Origin of the sequence: Pseudomonas sp. NPDC077649 (assembly GCF_044542855.1) — a bacterium.
Lineage (GTDB): Bacteria > Pseudomonadota > Gammaproteobacteria > Pseudomonadales > Pseudomonadaceae > Aquipseudomonas.
Window position 1 is genome coordinate 380,869 of record NZ_JBITVF010000003.1, and the last position, 26,051, is coordinate 406,919.

At 65.3% G+C, this 26,051-nt stretch carries 22 protein-coding genes; 17 read left to right on the top strand and 5 right to left on the bottom strand.

Features of this window, described 5'->3' with window-relative positions; genetic code table 11:
- Positions 1 to 164: 164 nt before the first annotated feature.
- Both xdhC and guaD read left to right on the top strand, forming a co-directional pair.
- The gene (xdhC, locus tag ACIGFL_RS12125; protein WP_397497353.1) at positions 165 to 1,001 is read left to right on the top strand and encodes a xanthine dehydrogenase accessory protein XdhC; all 837 of its coding nucleotides are present in this window, start codon (positions 165 to 167) and stop codon (positions 999 to 1,001) included.
- 170 nt (positions 1,002 to 1,171) lie between these two features.
- Positions 1,172 to 2,473, top strand: coding sequence for a guanine deaminase (guaD, locus tag ACIGFL_RS12130; RefSeq protein ID WP_397497354.1), 1,302 nt, complete (start codon positions 1,172 to 1,174; stop codon positions 2,471 to 2,473).
- A 141-nt stretch (positions 2,474 to 2,614) separates the two neighbouring features.
- Here the strand turns inward: guaD and ACIGFL_RS12135 are convergent, their stop codons facing one another.
- Positions 2,615 to 3,382, bottom strand: a complete 768-nt coding sequence (locus ACIGFL_RS12135; protein ID WP_397497355.1) for a GntR family transcriptional regulator — start codon at positions 3,380 to 3,382, stop codon at positions 2,615 to 2,617.
- Between the two features lie 594 nt (positions 3,383 to 3,976).
- Between ACIGFL_RS12135 and ACIGFL_RS12140 the strand changes: the two genes are divergently transcribed.
- Entirely contained in the window at positions 3,977 to 5,317 is a 1,341-nt protein-coding gene (locus tag ACIGFL_RS12140; protein WP_021443268.1) for an NCS2 family permease, read from the top strand.
- Positions 5,318 to 5,738: 421 nt separating this feature from the next.
- Here ACIGFL_RS12140 and uraH read toward each other — a convergent pair whose 3' ends face one another.
- Complete coding sequence (uraH, locus tag ACIGFL_RS12145) at positions 5,739 to 6,092, bottom strand: hydroxyisourate hydrolase (protein WP_021443269.1); 354 nt, start codon at positions 6,090 to 6,092, stop codon at positions 5,739 to 5,741.
- A 404-nt stretch (positions 6,093 to 6,496) separates the two neighbouring features.
- Between uraH and puuE the strand changes: the two genes are divergently transcribed.
- From puuE to ACIGFL_RS12180, 7 genes are all read left to right on the top strand, one after another.
- Entirely contained in the window at positions 6,497 to 7,441 is a 945-nt protein-coding gene (puuE, locus tag ACIGFL_RS12150) for an allantoinase PuuE (protein ID WP_397497356.1), read from the top strand.
- Positions 7,438 to 7,953: a 2-oxo-4-hydroxy-4-carboxy-5-ureidoimidazoline decarboxylase gene (gene uraD, locus ACIGFL_RS12155; protein WP_122108383.1), complete on the top strand. Its 516-nt coding sequence runs from the start codon at positions 7,438 to 7,440 to the stop codon at positions 7,951 to 7,953. The genes puuE and uraD overlap by 4 nt, the downstream gene beginning before the upstream one ends.
- Before the next feature lie 42 nt (positions 7,954 to 7,995).
- Positions 7,996 to 8,499 (top strand): ureidoglycolate lyase, encoded by a 504-nt coding sequence (locus ACIGFL_RS12160; RefSeq protein ID WP_122108384.1) that lies wholly within the window; start codon positions 7,996 to 7,998, stop codon positions 8,497 to 8,499.
- A 47-nt stretch (positions 8,500 to 8,546) separates the two neighbouring features.
- Positions 8,547 to 9,848, top strand: a complete 1,302-nt coding sequence (locus ACIGFL_RS12165) for a urate hydroxylase PuuD (RefSeq protein ID WP_397497357.1) — start codon at positions 8,547 to 8,549, stop codon at positions 9,846 to 9,848.
- Positions 9,849 to 10,258: 410 nt separating this feature from the next.
- Positions 10,259 to 11,761: a nucleobase:cation symporter-2 family protein gene (locus tag ACIGFL_RS12170; protein ID WP_178082550.1), complete on the top strand. Its 1,503-nt coding sequence runs from the start codon at positions 10,259 to 10,261 to the stop codon at positions 11,759 to 11,761.
- A 77-nt stretch (positions 11,762 to 11,838) separates the two neighbouring features.
- On the top strand, positions 11,839 to 12,699 hold the full coding sequence (locus ACIGFL_RS12175) for an outer membrane protein OmpK (RefSeq protein ID WP_021443275.1): 861 nt from the start codon (positions 11,839 to 11,841) through the stop codon (positions 12,697 to 12,699).
- Between the two features lie 483 nt (positions 12,700 to 13,182).
- Positions 13,183 to 14,649 (top strand): NCS1 family nucleobase:cation symporter-1, encoded by a 1,467-nt coding sequence (locus ACIGFL_RS12180; RefSeq protein ID WP_122108387.1) that lies wholly within the window; start codon positions 13,183 to 13,185, stop codon positions 14,647 to 14,649.
- A 4-nt stretch (positions 14,650 to 14,653) separates the two neighbouring features.
- Here the strand turns inward: ACIGFL_RS12180 and ACIGFL_RS12185 are convergent, their stop codons facing one another.
- Complete coding sequence (locus tag ACIGFL_RS12185) at positions 14,654 to 15,493, bottom strand: substrate-binding periplasmic protein (RefSeq protein WP_397497358.1); 840 nt, start codon at positions 15,491 to 15,493, stop codon at positions 14,654 to 14,656.
- 43 nt (positions 15,494 to 15,536) lie between these two features.
- Positions 15,537 to 16,532: a GTP 3',8-cyclase MoaA gene (moaA, locus tag ACIGFL_RS12190; protein ID WP_397497359.1), complete on the bottom strand. Its 996-nt coding sequence runs from the start codon at positions 16,530 to 16,532 to the stop codon at positions 15,537 to 15,539.
- 212 nt (positions 16,533 to 16,744) lie between these two features.
- On the opposite strand from moaA, the gene ACIGFL_RS12195 reads away from it, so the two are divergent.
- Positions 16,745 to 17,389, top strand: a complete 645-nt coding sequence (locus tag ACIGFL_RS12195) for a TetR/AcrR family transcriptional regulator (protein WP_021442613.1) — start codon at positions 16,745 to 16,747, stop codon at positions 17,387 to 17,389.
- 253 nt (positions 17,390 to 17,642) lie between these two features.
- On the opposite strand, the gene ACIGFL_RS12200 is transcribed toward ACIGFL_RS12195, so the two are convergent.
- The gene (locus tag ACIGFL_RS12200; RefSeq protein ID WP_021442614.1) at positions 17,643 to 18,077 is read right to left on the bottom strand and encodes a heme-binding protein; all 435 of its coding nucleotides are present in this window, start codon (positions 18,075 to 18,077) and stop codon (positions 17,643 to 17,645) included.
- A 334-nt stretch (positions 18,078 to 18,411) separates the two neighbouring features.
- On the opposite strand from ACIGFL_RS12200, the gene gcl reads away from it, so the two are divergent.
- From gcl to ACIGFL_RS12230, 6 genes are all read left to right on the top strand, one after another.
- Positions 18,412 to 20,187, top strand: a complete 1,776-nt coding sequence (gene gcl / locus ACIGFL_RS12205; RefSeq protein WP_031302778.1) for a glyoxylate carboligase — start codon at positions 18,412 to 18,414, stop codon at positions 20,185 to 20,187.
- A gap of 114 nt (positions 20,188 to 20,301) precedes the next feature.
- Entirely contained in the window at positions 20,302 to 21,084 is a 783-nt protein-coding gene (hyi, locus tag ACIGFL_RS12210) for a hydroxypyruvate isomerase (protein ID WP_397497360.1), read from the top strand.
- 13 nt (positions 21,085 to 21,097) lie between these two features.
- The gene (locus tag ACIGFL_RS12215; RefSeq protein WP_017679198.1) at positions 21,098 to 21,988 is read left to right on the top strand and encodes a 2-hydroxy-3-oxopropionate reductase; all 891 of its coding nucleotides are present in this window, start codon (positions 21,098 to 21,100) and stop codon (positions 21,986 to 21,988) included.
- Positions 21,989 to 22,186: 198 nt separating this feature from the next.
- Positions 22,187 to 23,461 carry a glycerate kinase gene (locus ACIGFL_RS12220; RefSeq protein WP_397497361.1) on the top strand — a complete coding sequence of 425 codons (1,275 nt, stop codon included), beginning with the start codon at positions 22,187 to 22,189 and terminating at the stop codon, positions 23,459 to 23,461.
- Complete coding sequence (gene pyk, locus ACIGFL_RS12225; RefSeq protein ID WP_397497362.1) at positions 23,458 to 24,873, top strand: pyruvate kinase; 1,416 nt, start codon at positions 23,458 to 23,460, stop codon at positions 24,871 to 24,873. Before ACIGFL_RS12220 ends, pyk begins: the two co-directional genes overlap by 4 nt.
- A gap of 210 nt (positions 24,874 to 25,083) precedes the next feature.
- Complete coding sequence (locus tag ACIGFL_RS12230) at positions 25,084 to 26,001, top strand: urea transporter (protein ID WP_397497363.1); 918 nt, start codon at positions 25,084 to 25,086, stop codon at positions 25,999 to 26,001.
- The last annotated feature ends 50 nt before the right edge of the window (positions 26,002 to 26,051 follow it).

Below are 26,051 nucleotides of genomic sequence, written 5' to 3' on the forward strand. Positions count from 1 at the left end.
AGAGGCGTGAATGAAGAACAAAGCAGGTGTACAACAATGACAAAACACACCGAACCGAATAACCGCCCTGCTCGCCCGGCACCGGTGCCGATTCTCGACCCGTCGCCGAGCAACTGGCGCCTGCCGCGCCCGGGCCAGACCACGCCTTCCTGGAGGCTGAGCAAATGAGCTGGATCAGTGCCCTCGCCGAGCTGCAGCAAAAAGGTGAAGCCTGCGTGCTGGTGACCATCATCGAAGAGCGCGGTTCGACGCCGCGCAATGCCGGCTCGAAGATGGTGGTCACCGCCGAGCGCATCTTCGAAACCATCGGCGGCGGCCATCTGGAATACAAGGCCATGGAAATGGCCCGCGAGATGCTCGCCAGCCGCAGCCAGGACACCCGTCTGGAGCGCTTCTCCCTTGGCGCCAGCCTGGGCCAGTGCTGCGGCGGCGCCACCGTGCTGCTGTTCGAGCCCATGGGTCAACCACAGGCGCAGATCGCCGTGTTCGGCGCCGGCCATGTCGGCCGCGCGCTGGTGCCGCTGCTCGCCAGCCTGCCGTGCAAGGTGCGCTGGATCGACTCGCGGGAGAACGAATTTCCCGAGCATATCCCCGCCGGCGTGGAGAAGATCGTCAATGACGATGTAGTCGACGAGGTGGAGAACATGCCGCCCGGCAGCTACTACATCGTCATGACCCACAACCACCAGCTCGATCTGGAGCTGACCGCGGCGATCCTCAAGCGCGGCGATTTCGCCTACTACGGCCTGATCGGCTCGAAGACCAAGCGCGTCAAGTTCGAGCATCGCCTGCGCGAACGCGGCTTCGAAGAAACCCTGATGGCGCGCATGCGCTGCCCCATGGGTCTGCCGGAAGTGAAAGGCAAGCTGCCGGTAGAAATTGCCGTGTCCATCGCCGGTGAGGTGATCGCCACCTACAACGCCAGCTTCGGCCAGGACGTGAAGAAGGGTGAGTCCAGCGTCGCCAAACTGCTGCCCGCCTCGCGCCGCACCCAGCCGTAGGTTGGCGCTGAACGCTGCGAAGCCGATCGCGGCCCGGCCCACCAGGGAGTGCGCAGCACTCCGCCCGGCGGGCCCGGTTTGCGGCAACGCCAGGCTCACCACCCTCGTGTTGGGCTTCGCGGAGCTCAGCCCAACCTACCCGTACTACCTTGATCTGAGATTTGAGCCCCATGACCACCAACGTCAAAGCCTACCGCGCCGCCATTTTGCACAGCCTCGCCGACCCGGCCGTGGTCGGCGTCGAGCAGTCCTATGAGTATTTCGAGGACGGCATCCTGCTGATCGAAAATGGCAAGGTCGTCCAGGTTGGCGCCGCTGCCGAGCTGCTGCCGAAACTGGCCGGCGTCGACGTCCAGCACTACCGCGACGCGCTGATCACCCCCGGCTTCATCGACACCCATATCCACTACCCGCAGACCGGCATGATCGCCTCCTACGGCGAGCAGTTGCTGGACTGGCTCAACACCTACACCTTCCCCACCGAGCGGCAGTTCGAAGACAAGGCTCACGCCAGCGACGTGGCGGCGATCTTCCTCAAGGAACTGCTGCGCAACGGCACCACCACCGCTCTGGTGTTCGGCACAGTGCACCCGCAATCGGTGGACGCCTTCTTCGAGCAGGCCGACAAGCTCAACCTGCGCATGATCGCCGGCAAGGTGCTGATGGATCGCAACGCCCCGGACTACCTGACCGACACCGCCGAAACCGGCTACGCCGAGAGCAAGGCGCTGATCGAGCGCTGGCACGGCAAGGGTCGCCTGCACTATGCGGTCACCCCGCGCTTCGCCCCCACTAGCACGCCGGAGCAACTGGAGTTGGCCGGCAAGCTGCTGGGCGAGTACCCGGACCTCTACATGCACACCCACCTGTCCGAGAACCGCAAGGAAATCGAATGGGTCAAGGCGCTGTTCCCCGAGCGCAAGGGCTATCTCGATGTCTACGACCACCACAAGCTGATCGGCCCGCGCGCGGTGTTCGCCCATGGCGTGCACCTGTGCGACGACGAGTGCAAGCGCCTGGCCGAAACCGGCTCGGCGGTGGCCTTCTGCCCGACCTCCAACCTGTTCCTGGGCAGCGGCCTGTTCGACCTGAACAAGCTGGAAGCCCATGGCGTGCGCGTCGGCCTGGGCACCGATGTCGGCGCCGGCACCAGCTTCAGCCAGCTGCAATCGCTGAACGAGGCGTACAAGATCATGCAGCTGCAGGGCAAGAAGCTCGACCCGTTCAAGTCGCTGTACCTGGCCACCCTGGGCGGCGCCAATGCGCTGTACCTGGACGACCGGCTGGGCAACTTCCTGCCCGGCAAGGACGCCGACTTCCTGGTGCTGGACTACAACGCCACGCCACTGATGAGCTACCGCATGCAGCAGGCCAGGAGCCTGGAAGAGCGGTTGTTCGCCCTGACCATGCTCGGCGACGACCGCTCGGTGAAGGAAACCTTCGCCGCCGGCGTGTCGGTGCACCAGCGCTAAGCGTAGGGGGTCGCGGGTCCGCCCAGGTCGCGCGCACCAGCGATTTTCCAGGGGCCGTGGTGCGCACAGCACCCCCTACCCCGCTGAAACAAAAAAGCCCCGAGGCGCGAACATCGGGGCTTTTTTCTACAGCGCCGTCAATCAGCGGTTGGCGGCGCTACGCCCGGACTTCTTCTTGGTCTGCAGCAGGTGCGAGAACACCGCGTGCAGGTCATCCGAGGCGCTTTCCTCGTCCAGATTGAGCTTGCTGTCGATATGGTCCATGTGGTGCATCATCAGGTGCACCGCACGCTCGGCATCGCGCGCCTCGATGGCGTCGATCAGCTGGTTGTGCTCGTCGTAGGAACAATGCGAGCGGCTGCCGCTTTCGTACTGGGCGATGATCAGCGAGGTCTGCGACACCAGGCTGCGCTGGAAGCTCACCAGCGGCGCATTACGCGCGGCCTCGGCCAGCTTGAGGTGGAACTCGCCGGACAGGCGGATGCCGGCGCCGCGATCGCCGCGGGAGAAACTGTCCTGCTCGTCCCTGACCATCTGCCGCAGCTCGGCCAGTTGCTCGGCGGTGGCGTGTTCGACGGCCAGCTCGGTGATGGCGCGCTCGACCAGACGGCGCGCGTAGAAGATCTGCCGGGCTTCTTCGACGCTGGGGCTGGCGACCACCGCACCGCGGTTCGGTCGCAGCAGCACCACGCCCTCGTGGGCCAGGCGCGACAGCGCGCGACGAATGATGGTACGGCTGACGCCGAAGATCTCGCCCAGGGCCTCTTCGCTCAGCTTGGTGCCGGGCGCCAGACGCTGTTCGAGAATGGCATCGAAGATATGGGCGTATACGACATCGTCCTGAGTCCCGCTGCGGCTGCTTTTGCCGGTGCGCGGCTGCTTCTTGAGGGGCTGCAATTGATCGTTCATTCTGGCTCGCGTCAATGAGAGTCGGCGACACTGCGACTCTACTGTGTTCTACCCGGTAGCTGACAAGCACCGGGAGAAAAATCATCGGAAAAAAATTCGGACAATTGTACACAATTCAACCAATCGATGCACCAGAGTTGTATGACCACCCCTTTTCGGGCTCAGCCGGGGGCAAGCGACGAACGGCGGGCCGGCTCAAATTCTTTCCTTATATAGCCGGCATTTCTCAGGCCATTACCGGCTAACCAGGCATAGCCCCCTGTCCGGCGACCTCGATCGCGATGCCGAGCACGGCGTCACACAAAATCCTATCTATTTGTTTTAAATGAATTTTCTAAAAATCGGCGACGGCCATTGTCGCCAATTACACCCGTTCTCGCGGCGAAATTGGCCCAGGGTTCGATTTGTGCAACATTAAAAACATTAATTGCATTTTTTGTATACAACAGCATAATCGCGCCTGAGTGACTTCTTGACCGCTCGGTCAACAACTTAGCCAGGAAGCACCGCGAACGCACCGCCTGCCTCAGAGAGCCGCTGTCCTCGCGCAAGGCTCTGGGCGGTACACAACAAGAGAGATGAGGAGTACCCGCTGTGGAAAGCGTCAAACAAGAACAACACGCGTCTCAACTGGCAAGAACCGGTCTGCTCGACCGTTTCTTCAAGCTGACCGAGCACCGCACCACCATCAAAACCGAGTTGCTGGCCGGCCTGACGACCTTCGTCACCATGGCCTACATCATCTTCGTCAACCCCAACATCATGGCCGGTGCCGGCGTCGACCACGGCGCGGCCTTCGTCGCCACCTGCATCGGCGCGGCGCTGGGCTGCTTCCTCATGGGCCTGTACGCCAACTGGCCGGTGGGCCTGGCGCCGGGCATGGGCCTCAACGCCTTCTTCACCTACACCGTGGTCGGCGAGATGGGCTACAGCTGGCAGATCGCCCTCGGCGCGGTGTTCATCTCCGGCGTGCTGTTCATGATCATGAGCCTGTCGAAGATCCGCGAGTGGCTGCTCAACAGCATCCCCATGAGCCTGCGCTTTGCCATGGGCGCCGGGGTCGGCCTGTTCCTCGGCCTGATCGGCCTGAAGACCGCCGGCATAGTCGTCGACAGCCCGGCCACCCTGCTGACCATGGGCTCGTTCGGTAACCCCAACGCCCTGCTCGCCGCCGTGTGCTTTCTGCTGATCGCCGTGCTCAGCCACCGCAACGTGTTCGGCGCCATCCTCTTCAGCATGCTCGGCGTCACCGCGCTGGGCTGGGCCCTGGGTCTGGTGGAGTACGGAGGCCTGGTGTCGATGCCGCCGAGCCTGGCGCCGACCTTCCTGGCCATGGACATCGCCGGGGCCTTCAACGTGGCCATGATCAGCGTGATCCTCGCCTTCCTCTTCGTGAACATGTTCGACACCGCCGGCACCCTAATGGGCGTGGCCCACCGCGCCAACCTGGTGGACGAAGACGGCAAGATCCAGAACCTGTCCCGCGCGCTCAAGGCCGACTCCACCTCCAGCGTGGTCGGCGCCGTGGTCGGCTGCCCGCCGGTGACCAGCTACGTGGAGAGCGCCTCGGGCGTGGCCGCTGGCGGCCGCACCGGTTTGACCGCCGTGGCCGTGGGCGTGCTGTTCCTCGCGGCGATGTTCTTCGCCCCGCTGGCCGGCATGATCCCCGCCTACGCCACCGCCGGCGCGCTGATCTACGTGGCGATGCTGATGATGAGCGGCATGGCCCATATCGACTGGAAGGACCACACCGACACCATCCCGGCCATCGTCACCGTGGTGATGATGCCGCTGACCTTCTCCATCGCCAACGGCATCGCCCTGGGCTTCCTCACCTACGCCACGCTGAAGCTGCTGACCGGCCAGCGCGACAAGGTCTCGCTGAGCCTGTACGTGCTGTGCGTGATCTTTATCGCCAAGTTCGCCTTCCTCTGACGGCAACCTGGTGTTGATCGAAGCCCCGGCCATGTGCCGGGGCTTTTCGTTTGGCCATTGGCGTCGGGACGCGCAGTCTCGGCGCGATCCGCAAGCATGTCGCCCAGCCTTTCGCGGATTGCATCCGAGCCTGGCACAAGCAGCGATAGCCCGGTAGGAGGGCGCCGCGCACCCTAGATGCTGCTTCCCCACCAGTGGCCGACCAGGCAGCCTAGCGACAAGCGCTATGCTGGGTTACCCGGCGCTCGGGTGACCTGGCGATCCCCATGACACTCCCAGCGCCGCCAGCCCCACAAAGCGACCGGCAACACAGCCCTGCAACGCGGGCAAAAAAAAGCCCGCAGTGTGAGCGGGCCTAAGGACTCGAACGAGTCTGAGGGTGACAAGCATTCGTCTGACGAGCAGCTGGCCCGCCAGTCACTCAGCTACCGCGGTAGGTGGAGTAGCTGTAGGGGGAAATCAGTAGCGGCACATGGTAGTGCTCCTGGCCGGCGTCGATGCCGAAGCGCAGCACCACCACATCGAGGAACGCCGTATCCGGCAGCTTCACGCCACGGGCGCGGTAATAGTCGCCAGCGTGGAAGTGCAGCTGGTAGACGCCCGTGCGGTAGTCCTCGCCCTGCAGCACCGGCGCATCGCAACGGCCGTCGTGGTTGGTGGTAACGCTGTTGATCAGCTCCAGCTGCGCGCCTTCGACGCGGTACAGCTCGACCTTGATGTCACTCCCCGGACAACCGTGCGCGGCGTCCAGTACATGCGTAGTCAAACGTCCCATGGCTCTCGGGCGCCCGTCGCGGCCTGCGGCTACACGGACACCACACCTCCTCTACTCTGTTGAAATCGGCTCGTCGCAGTGCTCCGACGCTCTGGCAGGATAGCACGCAGAGCGAATATAAAACACTTTATACAAAAATTGTACACAATAACTCCAGCAAAAAGCCCGACCTGACAACCGGATCGTTCGCGCCCCATCGGCATGCAACTCAGCAGCCACGCCAGCAGCGGAGCACATAGCTGACCAATCAGGCAAGATTCTTGCTTGCTCGACCAGGGAAGAAAATGACGAAAAGTCGATTTACAAACGGCAACTAACTTTGTATACAATTAGCCATCCCGGTCGCGCAGCCTTCCGATCCCGAGGCGCGCAGTGACCGCAACGTTCCAGATAGGAAGACTGCAGTGAGCGCTGATTACCCACGCGATTTGATCGGCTACGGCGACACCCCTCCGCATCCGCACTGGCCGGGCGATGCCCGCATCGCCCTGTCCTTCGTGCTCAACTACGAGGAAGGCGGCGAGCGCAACATCCTCCACGGCGACAAGGAATCCGAGGCCTTTCTCTCCGAGATGGTCGCCGCCCAGCCGCTGCAGGGCCAGCGCAACCTGTGCATGGAGTCGCTCTACGAGTACGGCAGCCGCGCCGGCGTGTGGCGTCTGCTCAACCTGTTCAAGAAACACGACATTCCGCTGACCGTGTTCGCCGTGGCCATGGCCGCCCAGCGTCATCCCGAGGCGATCCGCCAGATGGTCGCCGCCGGTCACGAGATCTGCAGCCACGGCTACCGCTGGATCGATTACCAGAACATGGACGAGGCCACCGAGCGCGAGCACATGCTCGAGGCCATCCGCATCCTCACCGAGCTGACCGGCGAGCGCCCGCTGGGCTGGTACACCGGTCGCCTGGGCCCGAACACCCGGCGCATCGTGCGCGAGGAAGGCGGTTTCCTCTACGACTCCGACACCTACGACGACGACCTGCCCTACTGGGACCCGGCCAGCACCGCGGAGAAGCCGCACCTGGTGATCCCCTACACCCTGGACACCAACGACATGCGCTTCACCCAGGTGCAGGGCTTCAACAAGGGCGACGATTTCTTCGAATACCTCAAGGATGCCTTCGACGTGCTCTACGCCGAGGGCGAGGCCGGCGCACCGAAGATGCTGTCGATCGGCATGCACTGCCGCCTGCTCGGCCGCCCGGCGCGCCTGGCTTCGCTGGCACGCTTCCTCGACTACGTGAAGAGCCACGACAAGGTCTGGTGCGCCCGCCGCGTCGACATCGCCAAGCACTGGCACGCCACCCACCCCTACCGTGCGACCGCCGAACAAGAGAGCAGCAAATGAGCCGTTTCCAGACCCTGACCCCGTCCCAGCTGAGCCGCGAGGCCTTCGTTGCCGCCTTCGCCGACATCTACGAGCACTCGCCCTGGGTCGCCGAGAAGGCCTACGATCTCGGCCTGGACGCATCCGTCGACGAGATCGACGGCCTGCAGCAGCGCATGGCCGATATCCTCCTGTCCGCCAGCCATGAAGCGCAGCTGGCACTGATCAACGCGCACCCGGACCTGGCCGGCAAGGCTGCCGTGCGCGGCGAGCTGACCGCCTCCAGCACCGCCGAACAGTCCGGCGCCGGCATCCACGAATGCACCGCCGAGGAGTTCGCCCGTTTCACCGAACTCAACGACGCCTACAAGGCCAAGTTCGGCTTCCCCTTCATCAAGGCCGTCAAGGGCAGCAACCGCCACCAGATCCTGGCCGCCTTCGAAGAGCGTATCCACAACACGCCGGAGCAGGAATTCGCCACCGCCCTGGCCGAGATCAACAAGATCGCCATGTTCCGCCTGCAGCAGCTGTAAGGCCGCAGTCCCATTCAACCGAGCAGAACAAGTAGAACAGCCATGCGTAGCCTGACCATCGAGCCCCTGAGCAAAGAAGCCTTCGCCCCCTTCGGTGACGTGATCGAAACCGAGGGCAGCGACTTCTTCATGATCAACAACGGCTCCACCCGCCGCTATCACAAGCTGGCCACGGTGGAGACCGCGCAGCCGGAGGATCGGGCCATCATCAGCATCTTCAGCGCCGAGGCGCTGCAGATGCCCTTGACCATCCGCATGCTGGAACGCCATCCGCTGGGCAGCCAGGCCTTCATTCCGCTGCTCGGCAACCCCTTTCTGATCGTGGTCGCGCCAGTTGGCGATGTACCTGTATCAGGGTCCGTCCGTGCCTTCCTCAGCAATGGCAGGCAGGGCGTCAATTACCATCGCGGCGTCTGGCACCACCCGGTGCTGACGATCGAAAAGCGGGATGACTTCCTGGTGGTTGATCGCAGTGGTTCCGGCAACAACTGCGATGAGCATTTCTTCAATGAGGACGAGCTCCTTCTCCTCAACCCCCACCAATAAGAGAAGCCCGGGGCTGGCGTGCCTCCCCCGGGAAAGAGGTACAGATCGTGGAAGCACATTTCACCGAATGGCTAAACCTGGGCATCCGCTGGATCCATATGATCACCGGCATCGCCTGGATCGGCGCATCCTTCTATTTCGTCTGGTTGGAGAACAACCTCAACCGTAGCAATCCCCGCGAGGGCCTGTCGGGCGACCTCTGGGCGATTCACGGCGGCGGCATCTACCACCTGGAAAAGTACAAGCTGGCTCCGCCGAAAATGCCGGAGAACCTGCACTGGTTCAAATGGGAGGCCTACGCCACCTGGCTGTCGGGCATCGCCCTGATGCTGGTGGTGTACTACCTCAACCCCAGCCTGTACCTGATCAAGCCGGGCGTCGAGCTAGCACCGGCCATGGGCATCGTCATCGGCCTCGGCTCGATGATCGCCGGCTACGTGATCTATCACTTCCTGTGTGATTCGCCACTGGGCAAGCGCCCGGCCCTGCTCGGCGCCGTGCTGTTCGTGCTGATCATCGCCGCCGCCTATGGCTTCAGCCAGATCTTCAGCGGCCGCGCTGCGTACATCCATGTCGGCGCCATCATCGGCACCATCATGGTCGGCAACGTGTTCTTCACCATCATGCCGGCCCAGCGCGCGCTGGTTAAGGCGATCGAAGACAACACCACGCCCGATCCGACCCTGCCGGCCAAGGGCCTGCTGCGCTCGCGCCACAACAACTACTTCACCCTGCCGGTGCTGTTCATCATGATCAGCAACCACTTCCCGAGCACCTACGGCAGCCAGTACAACTGGCTGATCCTGGCCGGTATCGCGATCCTGGCCGTGCTGGTGCGTCACTACTTCAACACCCGCCACGACAGCAGCAAGTACGTCTGGACCCTGCCGGCCGCGGCACTGGGCATGATCTGCCTGGCCTACGTCACCGCCCCGGTACGTCAGGCGCCGACCGCCGCACCGGTGGCCGTGGTCGAACAGGCCGCCAGCGAAACCCTGGCCAAGGTCGAGGAAGTGAGCGAAGCCGCCCCCGCAGCGCCCGCCGCCAGCGAAAGCGCCGCAGCCGCCGCAACCGCCAGCACTGACAGCGCCGACTTCGCCAAGGTCGAGAGCGTGATCCACGAGCGCTGCACCGTCTGCCACTCGGCCACCCCGAGCAGCCCGATGTTCAGCACCGCGCCGGCCGGCTTCATGCTCGACACCCCCGAGCAGATGAAGGCGCAGGCGGCCAAGATCCATGCGCAGACCGTGGCCACGCAGATCATGCCGCTGGGCAACATCACCCAGATGACCCAGGACGAGCGCGATTTGATCGGCAGCTGGATCGCCCAGGGCGCCCAGACCAACTGATTGCCACACATGCCGCGCCCGTGACTGGGCGCGGCATTTTTTTAGGCGATGTCCCTGTTAGGTGTGGCTAGCCAGGGCAGGCTCGGGGGCCTTGTAGGGCGGGCCGGGCGGCGATCCGCTTTAGCCCACGCTGACCACCGTTGGTGGGCTAAAGCCCACCCTACGCCCCCGCTTCGTGCGGGAGCGACTCAACCGCCAACCCGACACCCCGCCGAACCGCCGGCAGCGCAAGCTGACCGGCGGTTCAGTTTTTGTGCACAATCCATAAATAAATTGTTTTTAACCATGTCCACAAGTTGTATAGTCGGCACATTCTGACCGATTGGACAGCTTTCCTTCGAGCAGAGCAGAGGTGCCGTGAAGCCTCGTGTAAGCCCATGACCATATAAAAACAACTGGCAGGCTATGACATGACCACAGACCGCAACACCCAAGCCCCAGCTGCGCCTTCCGGCAACAGCGACCTGATCTACCAGCTGGACGACACCCCAGCCTTCGCCCCTGCCATCTTCGCGGCGCTGCAGCATGTGCTGGCCAGCTTCGTCGGCATCATCACCCCCACTCTGATCGTCGGCAGCGCCCTCGGCCTCGGTGCCCACGTGCCCTACCTGGTGAGCATGGCGCTGTTCGTCTCCGGCCTCGGCACCTTCGTCCAGGCCAAGCGCATCGGCCCGATCGGCTCCGGCCTGCTGTGCCTGCAGGGCACCAGCTTCGGCTTTCTCAGCGTGGTGCTCAGCGCCGGCTTCATCGTCAAGGGCCGCGGCGCCAGCGAGGAGGAGATACTCGCCACGCTGTTCGGCATCTGCTTCTGCGCCGCCTTCGTCGAGATCGCCTTCAGCCAGTTCATCAACAAGCTGCGCAAGGTGATCACCCCGGTGGTCACCGGCACCATCATCTGCCTGATGGGCCTGTCGCTGATCAAGGTGGGCATGACCGACCTGGCCGGCGGCTACGGCGCGCCGGACCTCGGCGCCCTGCATCACCTGGCCCTCGGCGGCCTGGTGCTGGGTACCATCGTCCTGCTCAACCGCGCCTCCTCGCAGGTGCTGCGCCTGTCGGCGGTGATCATCGGCCTGGCCCTGGGCTTCGCGGTGGCCTGGTTCACCGGCCGGGTGGATTTCGCCAACATGGCCGAGGTGCCGCTGATCAGCGTGCCGCAGCCGTTCAAGTACGGCTTCGGCTTCGACTGGATCGCCTTCGTGCCGATCGCGGTGATCTTCCTGATCACCCCGCTGGAGACCGCCGGCGACCTGACCGCCAACTCGATCATCTCCAAGCAGCCGGTCAAGGGCCCGCTGTACATGCGCCGGATCAAGTCCGGGGTGCTGGCCGACGGCTGCAACTCGGCGGTCGCCGCCATGTTCAACAGCCTGCCGATGACCACCTTCAGCCAGAACAACGGGGTGATCCAGCTCACCGGCGTGGCCAGCCGCCACGTGGGCTTCTACATCGCCGGCATCCTGGTGCTGCTCGGCCTGTTCCCGGTGGTCGGCGCGGTGCTGCAGCTGATGCCCAAGCCGGTGCTCGGTGGCGCCACCCTGATCATGTTCGGCACCGTCGCCGTGGCCGGCATCAAGATCCTCAGCGAAGCCGGCCTGCACCGCCGCAACGTGCTGATCGTGGCCATCTCCCTGGGCCTGGGCCTGGGCGTGGCCGGCGTGCCGGACGTGCTGTCGCACATGCCGGACGTGCTGAAGAACATCTTCGGCTCGCCGATCACCATCGGCGCCTTCAGCGCCATCGTGCTGAACATCTTCCTGCCCGACGAGACCCACGAGGTCGAGGAAGACGACTACGACCCCGAGGCACACCTGCACACCGTGCTGCAGAACCGCCAGGACGACGAGGCCGTCGACGACGGCAGCCTCAAGACCCTCAGCCGCGACCTTACCCCGGACGCGCGACCGAGCTGACCGCCAACCTCGCTTCCCCCTCCCGGCGGCGCGCCGCCGGGAGCTACCTGCTTGCACTCCAACAATAAGGAAAATCCATGAAACTCAAGCATCTGCCCCACTGCCTCGCCCTCTCCGCCGGACTGTTCTCCGGCCAGCAGGCGCTCGCCGGCGACCTGCTCTACTGGCAGGACAACAGCCTGTCCTACCTGTACGGCGAAAATTTCCAGCGCATGAACTTCAATGGCGAGGAGCAGCGCACCCAGACCACCTTCACCTTCGAGCACGCCAGCGGCTGGGCCTGGGGCGACGTGTTCTACTTCCTCGACTACATCCGCGCCGACAACGTGCAGTCGCGCGGCAGCTTCGACAACGGCACCTTCCGCCAGCACGACAAGGATTCCTTCTACTACATGGAGTTCTCCCCGCGCGTCAGCCTGAGCTGGCTGACCGGGCAGAAGCTGGCCGCCGGCCCGATCAAGGACGTCTACGCCGCCTTCACCTACGAGAAAGGCGAAGGCGGCCCCGGCCCGGAGAACTACCTGTACGGCGTCGGCCTGGACTGGGACGTGCCCGGTTTCGCCTTCTTCAAGACCAACCTGTACCGGGTGAAGATCAACAACCACACCTTCTTCGCCGACAGCGACAGCAACGGCTACGCCACCCAGCTGACCGTCTCCGCCGCCTACCCCTTCAGCGTCGGCCAGCAGGACTTTTTGGTCGACGGCTTCGTCGATTGGCGCTCACCATCCAGCGACGCCGGCACCCAGACCTCGGTGGGTTCCTCGATCCAGGTCAAGTGGGACGCCGGCAAGGCCCTGTTCGGCAAGGAGCGCCAGCTCTACGTCGGCACCGAAGTGAACATGTGGCACAACAAGTACGGCGTGAAGCCGGTGGACGGTTCCACCGACGGCTTCGACCAGACCGCCGTGCAGGCACTGGTCAAGTACCACTTCTGACCGCTGCCACACCGCACTTGGCCGACGTCGGGTAGGGACGACGGCCGGGTAAAAAGGGGGATGGGCCTTGCGCCCTTCCCCCTTTTTCTTTGCGCCGAGCGCAAGGGGCGCACGGAGCAGCGCCTTTACCAAACCGGCTTCACCCCCGCACCAACCGAGCGCTCATGAACCAGGCCCAGCACCGCATCGGTGCAGGATCGAGCCGCCCTATCCGGCTTCTCCATCAATGCTTTGCAAGCATACAACTGACCAGAAGGTCAAGTTTTTGCACACAATAAATATGTTTTTTGTGTGCAATTTGTCAGAAAGCCATATTCAGGGGCGCGTTTTATGTGTACAAGGCAATCAGGTTCCTACCGAAATTCTGCCGAAACGGCTGTATACACAAGATCGGCCGAACGGCGTCTACAAAAACGGAACGGAACCTGCAGACAAATCTCCTCATACGCCGCCAAGGCGCAAGAACAAAACTGGGAGCTGTCCATGTCCAACGCCGAAGAATTCCGCATCAAGCACATCGATACCTCGCTGCACAACGAGGACCTCGCCCCGCTCGCCCCGGAGAAACGCAAATGGGGCTGGTTCGAGATCTTCAACGTCTGGTCCAACGACATCCAGAGCCTGTTCGGCTACACCCTGGCCGCCACCCTGTTCATCTCCTACGGGCTCAACGGCTGGGCGGTGCTGGCCGGCATCGTCCTCGCCGGTTTCATCGTCATGGGCCTGGTGCAGCTGACCGGCAAGCCGAGCGTGAAGTACGGCATTCCCTTCCCGGTGTTCGCCCGTGCCAGCATGGGCGTGCGCGGCGCCAACTTCCCGGCCCTGGTCCGCGGCATAGTCGCGATCTTCTGGTACGGCGTGCAGACCTACTTCGCCTCCACCGCGGTGGCGCTGCTGCTCAACTCGCTGCTGCAGCCCGAGGCGCCGGCCACCTTCCTCGGCATGACCGCCATCGGCTGGCTGTCCTACCTGATCGTCTGCGTGTTCCAGGTGGCGCTGTTCATCCGCGGCATCGACTGGATCACCAAGTTCCTCAACTGGGCCGGGCCGCTGGTCTACGTGGTGATGATCGCGCTGATGGCGATGATCTGGTACCAGGCCGGCCCCAGCCTGCTCGGCGAGCTGGGCAATATCTTCGACGGCAGCGGCGAGTATGCTGCCGGCCCGGTAGCCGCCTTCTTCGCCGTGGTCGGCACCATGGTCGCCTACTTCGCCGCGGTGGTGATCAACTACGGCGACTTCGCCCGCTTCGTCAAAAGCGAAAAGCAGATGACCGTCGGCAACTTCCTCGGCCTGCCAGTGAGCCTGGCGTTCTTCTCGCTGATCGCCCTGGTGATCACCGCCGGCACCGTGGTGGTGTTCGGCGAGACGCTGACCAACCCCACCGACATCGTCGCGCGGGTGGACAACCTGAGCCTGACCATCATCGCCGCGCTGACCTTCTTCGCCGCGACCGTGGGCATCAACCTGGTGGCCAACTTCATCCCGCCGGCCTACGACCTAGCCAACCTGGCGCCGGCGCATATCAGCGCGCGCACCGGCGGCTTCATCACCGCGGCCATCGCCTTCTTCATCGGCGCGCTGTGGGTGGCCTTCATCAGCAACGTCGGCATCGCCGCCTTCGTCGACACCTTGGGCGCGGTGCTGGCGCCGCTGTACGGCATCATCGTCGCCGACTACTACCTGGTGCGCCGCGGCAAGCTCGACCTGCAGCAGCTGTTCAGCGCCGAGGTCGGCTCGGCCTACTACTTCGACGGCGGCTGGAACCGCAAGGCGCTGATCGCCTTCGCCGTCGCCTCGGTGTTCTCCGTCGCCTCGGTGTGGACCCCGGGCCTGAGCCAGCTGTCGGGCTACGCCTGGATCTTCGGCGCGCTGCTCGGTGCAGCCCTGCACTACGGGCTGATGCGTGGCCAGGCCCAGGCGGTGAAGCGCGCCAGCGCTGTCGTCTGAAGCCTCACGGGGTGGACGAAGCCGGCGCCCGTGCGCCGGCTTTGGCTTTCTGGCGTTCGAGAAAGTCCACCTTCCACTGCTCCAGGCCGATGTACTCGCTGTCCAGATTGGCCTCGACCCGGTGCTTGTCCTTCAGCGCCGCGACCTGCGCCGCGCGCTCGCCGAGAAAACGGTCGAAGCGCGCGATCAGCTCGGGCTGGCGAGCGCTCGACAGATGGAAGCTGCCGCGGGTGTGCGGCAGCTTGGGGTCGAACACCAGGGCGCCGGGGCGGGCGCGGATGTTATCGAGGTAATGGGTCGCCACCACCACGTTGAAGTAGGCGCCGTCGGTATCCTGCTTCAGCGCCTGGCGAATCATCTGGCGCAGGTCGTCGCTGTAGCTCAGGCGAATCTGCCCGCTGTCGATGCGCTGCTCGTAACCGCGCGGCGTCCAGCCCTGCACCATAGCCAGGCGAGCGATGCCCTCCAGCGCCTGGCCCTGGCGCTGCGGCGCCACCAGCACGCCGTCGACGTAATCGACCACCGCCTGGCTGTAGTGCAGGGTCATGCCGGCCTTCTGCGTCTGCGCCCAGTGCGGGCTGTCCGGGTACTTGAAATCGATCTCGCCGCGCTGCAGCGCCGGCAACAGCTGCTCCACCGGCAGCGCCTTGTAACTCAGGCTGATACCGCTGTCGGCGGCGAAGGCATCCAGCACCTCGCGGGCGAAACCGCGGTAGTCGCCCTGGGCGTCGAGGCTGTAGTGCGGGGCGAACGGCAGATCCTCGACGCCGACCACATAGCTTTGCGCCAGGGCAGTGGGCGTCAGCAGAACGGCAGACAGCAGACACAGTGATACGGGCTTCATTGCAAGCCTCCTTATTGTTGTTCTGGGAATCCGGTCAGGCGGCTCAGCCGCCGGTCATGCTCATAAAGCGCACCACCTGCACCTGCTCGTCGCTGGCGAAGTGGTGCCGCTCGGGTTTCAGGCGCAGCGCCTCGATCAGTGCCTGGCGCAGGCGCGCGCCGTCGCCGGGGTGGGCGCGCAGCAGGCGCTTGAGGTCCAGCGCGTTGTCGTGGCCGAGGCAGAGCACCAGCTTGCCTTCGGCGGTGACCCGCACGCGGTTGCAGTCGCCGCAGAAGTTGTGGCTGTGCGGGGAGATAAAACCGACCCGCGTCTCGCTGCCGACCACCTGCCAGTAGCGCGACGGCCCGCCGGTGACCTGGCTGCTGCGCACCAGCGCATGGCGCTGCTCGATGCGCGCGCGCACCTCGTCGCTGGAGCAGAAGGTCTGCTCGCGGCTGTGACTGACCACGCTGCCCAGCGGCATTTCCTCGATAAAGCTGATGTCCAGGCCGCGGGCGATGGCGAACTCGACCAGATCGAGTACCTCGTCGTCGTTGCGCCCGCGCTGCACCACGCTGTTGAGCTTGATCCGCTCGAAACCGGCGGCGCGCGCCGCGTCGATGCCGGCCAGTACCTGGTCGAGCTTGTCGCGCCGGGTGAAGGCGGCGAAACGCTCGCGCTTGAGCGAATCCAGGCTGACGTTCAGGCGGCGCACGCCGGCCGCGCGCAGCTGCGGCGCCAGCTCGGCCAGCTGCGTGCCGTTGGTGGTGATCGCCAGGTCGTCCAGCTCCGCGCGCGCGCCCAGGCGCTGCAGCAGGCTCAGCAGGTTCTTGCGCACCAGCGGTTCGCCGCCGGTGATGCGCACGCGCCGCACCCCGAGACCGATAAAGACGTCGGCCACGGCGTAGAGTTCTTCCAGGCTGAGAATCTGCTGGCGCGGGGCGAAGACCATGTCCTCGCTCATGCAGTAGGTGCAGCGAAAGTCGCAGCGGTCGGTGACCGACAGCCGCAGGTAGGTGATGCGCCGCCCGAAGGGATCGACGAGCTGATGGGTATTCACGGTGGGTCTCCTGCAGCGTCGCGCGCCGAGACTTTTTGTTATGGATATCGCTGACAGGGATAGAAACAGAAAAGCGATTTTTTGTATACAGGAATTTGACCCAAGGGTCAGATAGCCGCTGTGCGGCCCGTGGCCGCTGGCTTGAGCCCCGCGCAAGGCCGGTGCTACCATGCCCGACCGCCGCCCGGCGGCTGAGCAGATCACAGGGCCTTATGACCAGCATTCGCGAACGAAACAAAGAGCTGATCCTGCGCGCGGCCAGCGAAGAGTTCGCCGACAAGGGCTTCGCCGCCACCAAGACCAGCGACATTGCGGCCAAGGCAGGCCTGCCCAAGCCCAACGTCTACTACTACTTCAAGTCCAAGGAAAACCTCTACCGCGAGGTGCTGGAAAGCATTATCGAGCCGCTGCTGGCCGCCTCCGCGCCGTTCAACCAGGCGGGCCACCCGAGCGAGGTGCTGACCGCCTACATCCGCTCGAAGATCCGCATCTCCCGCGAGCTGCCTTACGCCTCCAAGGTATTCGCCAGCGAGATCATGCACGGCGCGCCGCACCTGTCGCCGGAGCAGACCGAGCAGCTCAATGCCCAGGCCAAGCACAACATCGCCTGCATCCAGCGCTGGGTCGACCAGGGCCTGATGGCGCAGGTCGACCCGCACCACCTGCTGTTCAGCATCTGGGCCGCGACCCAGACCTATGCCGACTTCGACTGGCAGATCTCCACCGTCACCGGCAAGGCCAGCCTGGACGACGCCGACTACGAAGCCGCGGCGCAGACCATCATCCGCCTGGTGCTCAAGGGGTGCGAAGTGGCACCGGCGCCGTCCACGGCTTCCGAGCTGGTGAGCAGCGTCTAAGCGGCTGACCGCAGCAGGGTGCGCCGTGCGTACCGAGTTAAAGAGATGTTCGGCAGTCTGCAGGACGGATCGCGCCTTACCGATCCACCGCTCCGGTGGATGTAAAAAGCGACATCCACCCTACGCAACGTGGGCGACGCTTTAGCGGCGACGCCTCCAAGCCGCAGTCGCGGCCAATCCCCCCACAGTCGTAGCCCGAATTCAATCCGGGCGTAACGCGCACCGGCGGTAAAGCCGGTGCGCCCGGCTCACCCTACGCCCCGGCATCCGCCTTCAGCCCCAGCGACTCCAGCGCGCTGACCGCACACTGCTCGTCGATATCCGAGGTGTCGCCGGTGATGCCGACGGCGCCGATCACTTCGCCGCGCTCGTCGCGGATCAGCACGCCGCCCGGCGCCGGCACCAGGCTACCCTGGGCCAGGTTGTTCACCGCCCCGATAAAGGCCGGGCGCTGCTGCGCGTCGGCGGCGATCAGGCGCGAGCCCTTGCCCAGGGCCAGCGCGCCCCAGGCCTTGCCGATAGCGATCTGCGGGCGCAGCAGGCTGGCGCCGTCCTCGCGCTGCAGGCAGATCAGATGCCCGCCGGCATCCAGTACGGCGACGGTCAGCGGCGCCGCCTTTATCTCGCGGCCCACGGCCAGCGCGCGGTTACCGATGGCGTTGGCGGTTTGCAGGTTCAAGTTGCTCATGCGGATGACTCCTGAAGTGACGAAGGGAACGAAACGCCCGGAGCGAGGCCGGCACTGCGCATGCCGACGGCCCCAGGCAATCCAAAGCTCGCCCTCACTATCCCACCAGAAACAAAAAATTCAACCACTACATACAATATTATTTTTTATTGTATACAGTTAGCGCGACACACCTCTTCGCCTGCACTGCCAACCCCGTCAAACGGGCGTTTCAAAAGAATTTGGCCAGGCGACAGGCTGCACCGGAAAAATTGTTGACCGCGAAGTCATGGCCTGCATAGAATCCGAGCCAGGTGTTTTGTATACAATCTGATAACAAAAGAGGCACAAGATTATGGCCAGAATGAGAGCAATCGAGGCAGCCGTACTGGTGATGCGCCGCGAAGGCGTCGATACCGCGTTCGGCGTCCCCGGCGCTGCCATCAACCCCCTGTATGCCGCACTGAAGAAACTCGGTGGCATCGATCACGTCCTGGCCCGTCACGTCGAAGGCGCTTCGCACATGGCCGAGGGTTACACCCGCACCAATGCCGGCAACATCGGCGTGTGCATCGGCACCTCCGGCCCGGCCGGCACCGACATGGTCACCGGCCTGTACTCGGCGTCGGCCGACTCCATCCCGATTCTGTGCATCACCGGCCAGGCGCCGCGTGCGCGCATGCACAAGGAAGATTTCCAGGCGGTCGACATCACCAGCATCGTCGGCCCAGTAACCAAGTGGGCGACCACCGTGATGGAGCCCGGCCAGGTGCCGCGCGCCTTCCAGCGCGCCTTCCAGGAAATGCGCAGCGGCCGTCCCGGCCCGGTGCTGATCGACCTGCCGTTCGACGTGCAGATGGCCGAGATCGAATTCGACATCGACGCCTACGAGCCGCTGCCGGTGGCCAAGCCGACCACCAGCCGCATCCAGGCCGAGAAAGCCATCGCCCTGCTCAACGAGGCCGAGCGCCCGCTGCTGGTCGCCGGTGGCGGCATCTTCAATGCCGACGCGGCGGACAAGCTGGTGGAATTTGCCGAGCTGACCGGCGTACCGGTGGTGCCGACCCTGATGGGCTGGGGCGCAATCCCCGACGACCACAAGCTGATGGTCGGCATGGTCGGCCTGCAGACTTCGCACCGCTACGGCAACGCCACCCTGCTCGCCTCCGACCTGGTGTTCGGCATCGGCAACCGCTGGGCCAACCGTCACACCGGCTCGGTGGAGGTCTACACCGAGGGCCGCAAGTTCATCCACGTCGACATCGAACCGACCCAGATCGGCCGCGTGTTCAACCCGGATCTGGGCATCGTCTCCGACGCCGGCGCCGCGCTGGACGCCTTCCTCGAAGTGGCCCGCGAGTGGCAGGCCGCCGGCAAGCTGAAGGACCGCAGCGCCTGGGTCGAAGCCTGCCGCGAGCGCAAGCGCACCCTGCAGCGCAAGACCCACTTCGACAACGTGCCGGCCAAGCCGCAGCGCGTCTACGAAGAGATGAACGAAGCCTTCGGCAAGGACACCTGCTACGTCAGCACCATCGGTCTGTCGCAGATCGCCGGCGCGCAGTTCCTCCACGTGTACAAGCCGCGCCACTGGATCAACTGCGGTCAGGCCGGCCCGCTGGGCTGGACCATTCCGGCGGCCCTCGGCGTGGTCAAGGCCGACCCGAACCGCAACGTGGTGGCGCTGTCCGGCGACTACGACTTCCAGTTCATGATCGAGGAGCTGGCCGTCGGCGCGCAGTTCAACCTGCCGTACATCCACGTGCTGGTGAACAACTCCTACCTGGGCCTGATCCGTCAGGCGCAGCGCGGCTTCGACATCGACTACTGCGTGCAGCTGGCGTTCGAGAACATCAACGCGCCGGAGCTCAACGGTTACGGCGTCGACCACGTCGCCGTGGTCGAGGGCCTGGGCTGCAAGGCGATCCGCGTGTTCGATCCGAACGAGCTGCAGAACGCCTTCGCCGAAGCCAAGCGCCTAATGGCCGAGCACCGCGTGCCGGTGGTGGTGGAGATCATCCTGGAGCGCGTCACCAACATCTCCATGGGCACCGAGATCAACGCCATCAACGAGTTCGAGGAACTGGCCGAGCGCGGCGTCGACGCGCCGACCGCCATCTCGCTGCTGGATTGATCCGTACGCCGGGTGTGCCACGCGCACCCGGCCACCACGACGTAGCCCGGATGCAATCCGGGAAGACCGCAACACCGCCCCGGATTGCATCCGGGCTACGACAAGGAGCACACCATGCCCCGTTTTGCTGCCAACCTGTCCATGCTGTTCACCGAAGTGGACTTCCTGGACCGTTTCGCCGCCGCCGCCGAAGCCGGTTTCAGCGGCGTGGAATACCTCTTCCCCTATGACTTCCCGGTGGAAGAGATCAAGGCCCGCCTGGACGCCAACCAGCTCGAGCAGGTGCTGTTCAACCTGCCGGCCGGCGACTGGGGCAAGGGCGAGCGCGGCATCGCCTGCCACCCGGATCGCGTCGAGGAGTTCCGCGCCGGCGTCGACCAGGCCATCGCCTACGCCAAGGTGCTGGGCAACAAGCAGATCAACTGCCTGGCCGGCATCCGCCCGCAGGGCCTGGACTGCGCGACCGTGGAAAAGACTTTCGTCGACAACCTGCGCTACGCGGCCGACAAGCTGGCCGGCGCCGGTATCCGCCTGGTCATGGAAGCCATCAACACCCGCGACATCCCCGGCTTCTACCTGAACAACACCAAGCAGGCGCTGGACATCCGCGACAAGGTCGGCAGCACCAACCTGTACCTGCAGTACGACATCTACCACATGCAGATCATGGAAGGTGACCTGGCCCGCACGGTTGAGAGCAACCTGGCCGCCATCAACCACGTGCAGCTGGCCGACAACCCGGGCCGCAACGAGCCGGGCACCGGCGAGATCAACTACCGCTTCCTCTTCGAGCACCTGGACCGCATCGGCTACCAGGGCTGGATCGGCTGTGAATACAAGCCGGCAACCACCACCGCTGCCGGCCTCGGCTGGATGAAAGCGCACAACGCAATCTGAGGAGACTCTACGCATGGCTAAAATCGGATTTATCGGCACCGGCATCATGGGCAAGCCCATGGCGCAGAACCTGCAGAAGGCCGGCCACACCCTGTTCTTCTCCGAGCACTTCGACAAGGCGCCGGCCGACCTGCTGGGCGACAACGGCATCGCCCTGGCCAACCCGAAGGAAGTGGCCCAGGAAGCCGAATTCATCATCGTCATGGTCCCGGACACCCCGCAGGTCGAAGACGTGCTGTTCCGCGACAACGGCATCGCCCAGGGCGTCGGCGCCGGCAAGGTGGTGATCGACATGAGCTCGATCTCCCCCACCGCCACCAAGGCCTTCGCCGAGAAGATCAAGGCCACCGGCGCCGCCTACCTGGACGCCCCGGTGTCCGGCGGCGAAGTCGGCGCCAAGGCCGCCACCCTGTCGATCATGGTCGGTGGCTGCCCGAACGCCTTCGAACGCGCCCTGCCGCTGTTCCAGGCCATGGGCAAGAACATCACCCGCGTCGGCGGCAATGGCGACGGCCAGACCGCCAAGGTGGCCAACCAGATCATCGTCGCGCTGAACATCCAGGCAGTCGCCGAAGCCCTGCTGTTCGCCGCTAAGAACGGCGCCGACCCGGCCAAGGTGCGTGAAGCGCTGATGGGCGGCTTCGCCGGCTCGAAGATCCTCGAAGTGCACGGCGAGCGCATGATCAAGGGCACCTTCGATCCGGGCTTCCGCATCAGCCTGCACCAGAAGGACCTCAACCTGGCGCTGTCCGGCGCCCGCGAGCTGGGCCTGAACCTGCCCAACACCGCCAACGCCCAGCAGGTGTTCAGCACCTGCGCGGCCCTCGGCGGCAGCGGCTGGGACCACTCCGCTCTGATCAAGGGTCTGGAGCATATGGCCAACTTCAATATCCGCGGCGAGTAAATCGCCGCACACGGCGCACGGTAGGGTGCGCCGTGCGCACCGATTGGCCGGGCGAGCCCCGGCACCCTTTCGACCTTCCTGGCAGGAGGTGTCACGGCCCGATTGCCAGGTCGGTCGATTCCACTCCCCAGGCGCTGCCATGCGGCGCCTGCGGACTGGAATCGATCCAGCGTCACCCCAGAACAAGAGAAAGCCGCCATGACCTTCGATCCGCAACGCCTGCTGCGCGACCTGTTCGCCACCGCCATCGCTGCCGCGCATCCGCGCCAGGTGCTGGCCGACCACCTGCCCGCCGACCGCAGCGGCCGCGTCATCGTCATCGGCGCAGGCAAGGCCGCCGCGGCCATGGCCGAGGTGATCGAGCAGGAGTGGCAAGGCGAGGTCAGCGGCCTGGTGGTGACCCGCTACGAGCACGGCGCCGACTGCAAGAAGATCGAGGTGGTGGAAGCCGCTCACCCGGTACCGGACGACGCCGGCGAGCGCGTCGCCCGCCGTGTACTGGAGCTGGTGTCGAACCTTGGCGAAGACGACCGGGTGATCTTCCTCCTCTCCGGCGGCGGCTCCTCGCTGCTGGCGCTGCCGGCAGAGGGCATTAGCCTTAAGGACAAGCAGGCGATCAACAAGGCGCTGCTCAAATCCGGCGCCACCATCGGCGAGATGAACTGCGTGCGCAAGCACCTCTCGGCGATCAAGGGCGGCCGCCTGGCCAAGGCCTGCTGGCCGGCCACCGTCTACACCTACGCCATCTCCGACGTACCCGGCGACGAGGCCACGGTGATCGCCTCCGGCCCCACCGTAGGCGACCCCACCACCTCGGCCGAAGCCCTGGCGATTCTCGCCCGCTACGCCATCGACATCCCGGCCAACGTACGCGCCTGGCTGCAGGACCCGCGCTCGGAAACGGTCAAGCCGGGCGACCCGGTGCTCGCCCGCAGCCACTTCCAGCTGATCGCCACGCCGCAGCAATCGCTCGACGCCGCTGCTGCCAAGGCCCAGGAGGCCGGGCTGCCGGTGCTGATTCTCGGCGACCTGGAAGGCGAGTCGCGCGACGTGGCCAAGGTGCACGCCGGCATCGCCCGTCAGGTGCAGCTGCATGGCCAGCCGATCAAACCGCCGTGCGTGATTCTTTCCGGCGGCGAAACCACCGTCACCGTACGCGGCAACGGCCGCGGCGGGCGCAACGCCGAATTCCTCCTCAGCCTCACCGACAGCCTCAAGGGCCTGCCCGGCGTCTACGCGCTGGCCGGCGACACCGACGGCATCGACGGCTCCGAAGACAACGCCGGCGCCATCATGACGCCCTACAGCCATGCCCGTGCCGGCATCAAGGGCCTGAGCGCCCGCGACGAACTGGACAACAACAACGGCTATGGCTACTTCGCCGCCCTCGACGAGCTGATCGTCACCGGGCCGACCCGTACCAACGTCAACGATTTCCGCGCCATTCTGATCCTTGAGAGCCCTGCCCAATGAACGCCGACAAGAAAGTGAAGATCCTCGCCACCCTCGGGCCGGCGATCCGCGACGCCGCGCATATCCGCCAGCTGGTGGAAGCCGGGGTCAACCTGTTCCGCCTCAACTTCAGCCACGGCGAGCACGCCGATCACGCCCAGCGCTACCAGTGGGTGCGCCAGGTGGAGCACGAGCTGGGCCAGCCCATCGGCATCCTCATGGACCTGCAGGGGCCGAAGCTGCGTGTCGGCCGCTTTGCCGACGGCAAGGTGCAACTGGTCAACGGCCAGAGCCTGCGCCTGGACCTGGACGCCACGCCCGGCGACGCCAGCCGGGTCAATCTGCCCCACCCGGAAATCATCGAAGCCCTGCAGCCGGGCATGAGCCTGCTGCTGGACGACGGCCGCCTGCGCCTGAAAGTGACCGCCAAGCATAATGACGCCGTGATCACCGAGGTGATCGCCGGTGGCGAGCTGTCCGACCGCAAGGGCGTCAACGTGCCCGAGGCCGTGCTGCAACTGTCGCCGCTGACCGAGAAGGATCGCCGCGACCTGGCCTTCGGCCTGGAGCTGGGCGTGGACTGGGTGGCGCTGTCGTTCGTGCAGCGCCCCGAGGACATAGTCGAGGCCCGTGAACTGATCCAGGGCAAGGCCTTCCTCATGGCCAAGATCGAGAAGCCCTCGGCGGTGCAGCATCTCGAAGAAATCGCCAAGCTGTGCGACGCCATCATGGTGGCGCGCGGTGACCTGGGCGTGGAAGTGCCGGCCGAGAACGTGCCGCGCATTCAGAAGGACATCGTGCGCACCTGCCGCCAACTGGGCCGCCCGGTGGTCGTCGCCACGCAGATGCTCGAATCCATGCGCTTCTCCCCGGCACCGACCCGCGCCGAAGTCACCGACGTGGCCAACGCCGTCGCCGAAGGCGCCGATGCAGTGATGCTGTCGGCCGAGACCGCCTCCGGCGACTACCCGCTGGAAACCGTACAGATGATGAGCAAGATCATCCGCCAGGTGGAGAACGGCCCGGACTACCAGAGCCAGCTCGACGTCGGCCGCCCGCAGGCCGAGGCCACCGCCAGCGACGCCATCAGCTGCGCCATTCGCCGTATCAGCTCGATCCTGCCGGTGGCGGCATTGGTCAACTACACCGAATCCGGCAGCTCCAGCCTGCGCGCCTCGCGCGAGCGGCCCAAGGCGCCGATCCTCAGCCTGACCCCGAGCCTGACCACCGCGCGCCGCCTGACCGTGGCCTGGGGCATCTACTCGGTAGTCAACGAGCGCCTGCACAAGGTCGAGGAGGTCACCAGCACTGCACTGGAGATCGCCCAGGCCCAGGGCATGGCCCAGCGCGGCGACACCGTGGTGATCACCGCCGGCGAACCCTTCGGCCAGCCCGGCAGCACCAACAGCCTGAGGATCGAAACCCTGCACTGAGCCGGCGGCGCTCAACGCAATACAGCACCGTAGCCCGGATGAAATCCGGGGAAATCCCCTGCTTCCCCGGCTTCATCCGCACTACACGCGGCCTTGTGGGAGCGGCTTCAGCCGCGAATGAATCCAGGAAGAACGCGCTCCCCAAGCCCCGCGCGGGCATAACCAGTTTGCAGGCGCCCATCGGGCGCCTCTTTTTGTTTCGAGTCCAGCATGTCGCCTCTCTCTTCCCAGCACGCCCTGCAAGGCCTGCGCGCCCTGCTTTGCGGCTTCGCCCAGATCTTCCTGCAGCAGCACCCCGGTTGCGGCCTGCTGGTGCTGCTGGCGATTGTGCTCGGCGCACCCGACCTGCTCGGCGGCGCGCTGCTCGGCGGCCTGGCCTCGATGCTGGTGGCGCAGCGCCGCGGCTACCCGCAGGCGGACATCGCCATCGGCCTGTACGGCTACAACGGCATCCTGCTCGGCCTGCTGCTCAGCCTGAAACTGGCCTGGACACCGCTGCTGCCGCTGCTGATCGTCGCCAGCGCCGGGCTCTCCAGCCTGCTGCTGGCCCCCTGGATGCGGCGCATGCGCCAGCATGGCTGGCTGCCGGCTTTCACCTTCCCGTTCGTCATGCTGGGCTGGGCGCTGCTGGCCCTGGCCGCCCCGCTGGGCCTGCCGCCGGCAGCGCCAGCGCCGGCGCCCGCCACGCCCGAGCTGGCCGGCGTGGAGCTGCTGCTGGCGGTGCTGCGCGGCCTGGGCCAGGTGATCTTCCTCGACGCGCCGCTGGCCGGCCTCGCCCTGCTGCTCGGCCTGCTGCTGGCCGACCGCCGCGCCGCGCTGTGGGCCGTGCTGGGCTCGAGCGCCGGCTTCGCCCTCGCCCTGCTGCAGGGCTGGCCCAGCGACGGCGCCCTGGCCGGACTCTACGGCTACAACGCCAGCCTCGCCGCCATCGCCTTGGCCCAGGTGCAGCGCAACCCCATCGCGCCGCTGTGCGGCCTGCTGCTGGCCCTACTGCTGCAACCGGGTTTCGCCGCTCTCGAAATACCGGCGCTGACCATGCCCTTTATCCTCGCCTGCTGGCTGGTCAAGGCTAGCGCGCAACGCTGGCGTCAGGCGGTGAAGGACAGTGCGCCGCGGCGCCAACCCTGAACAGTCTCGACCGGGCCGATCCCCAGTACGCAAAACGGCGCCCTGGGGCG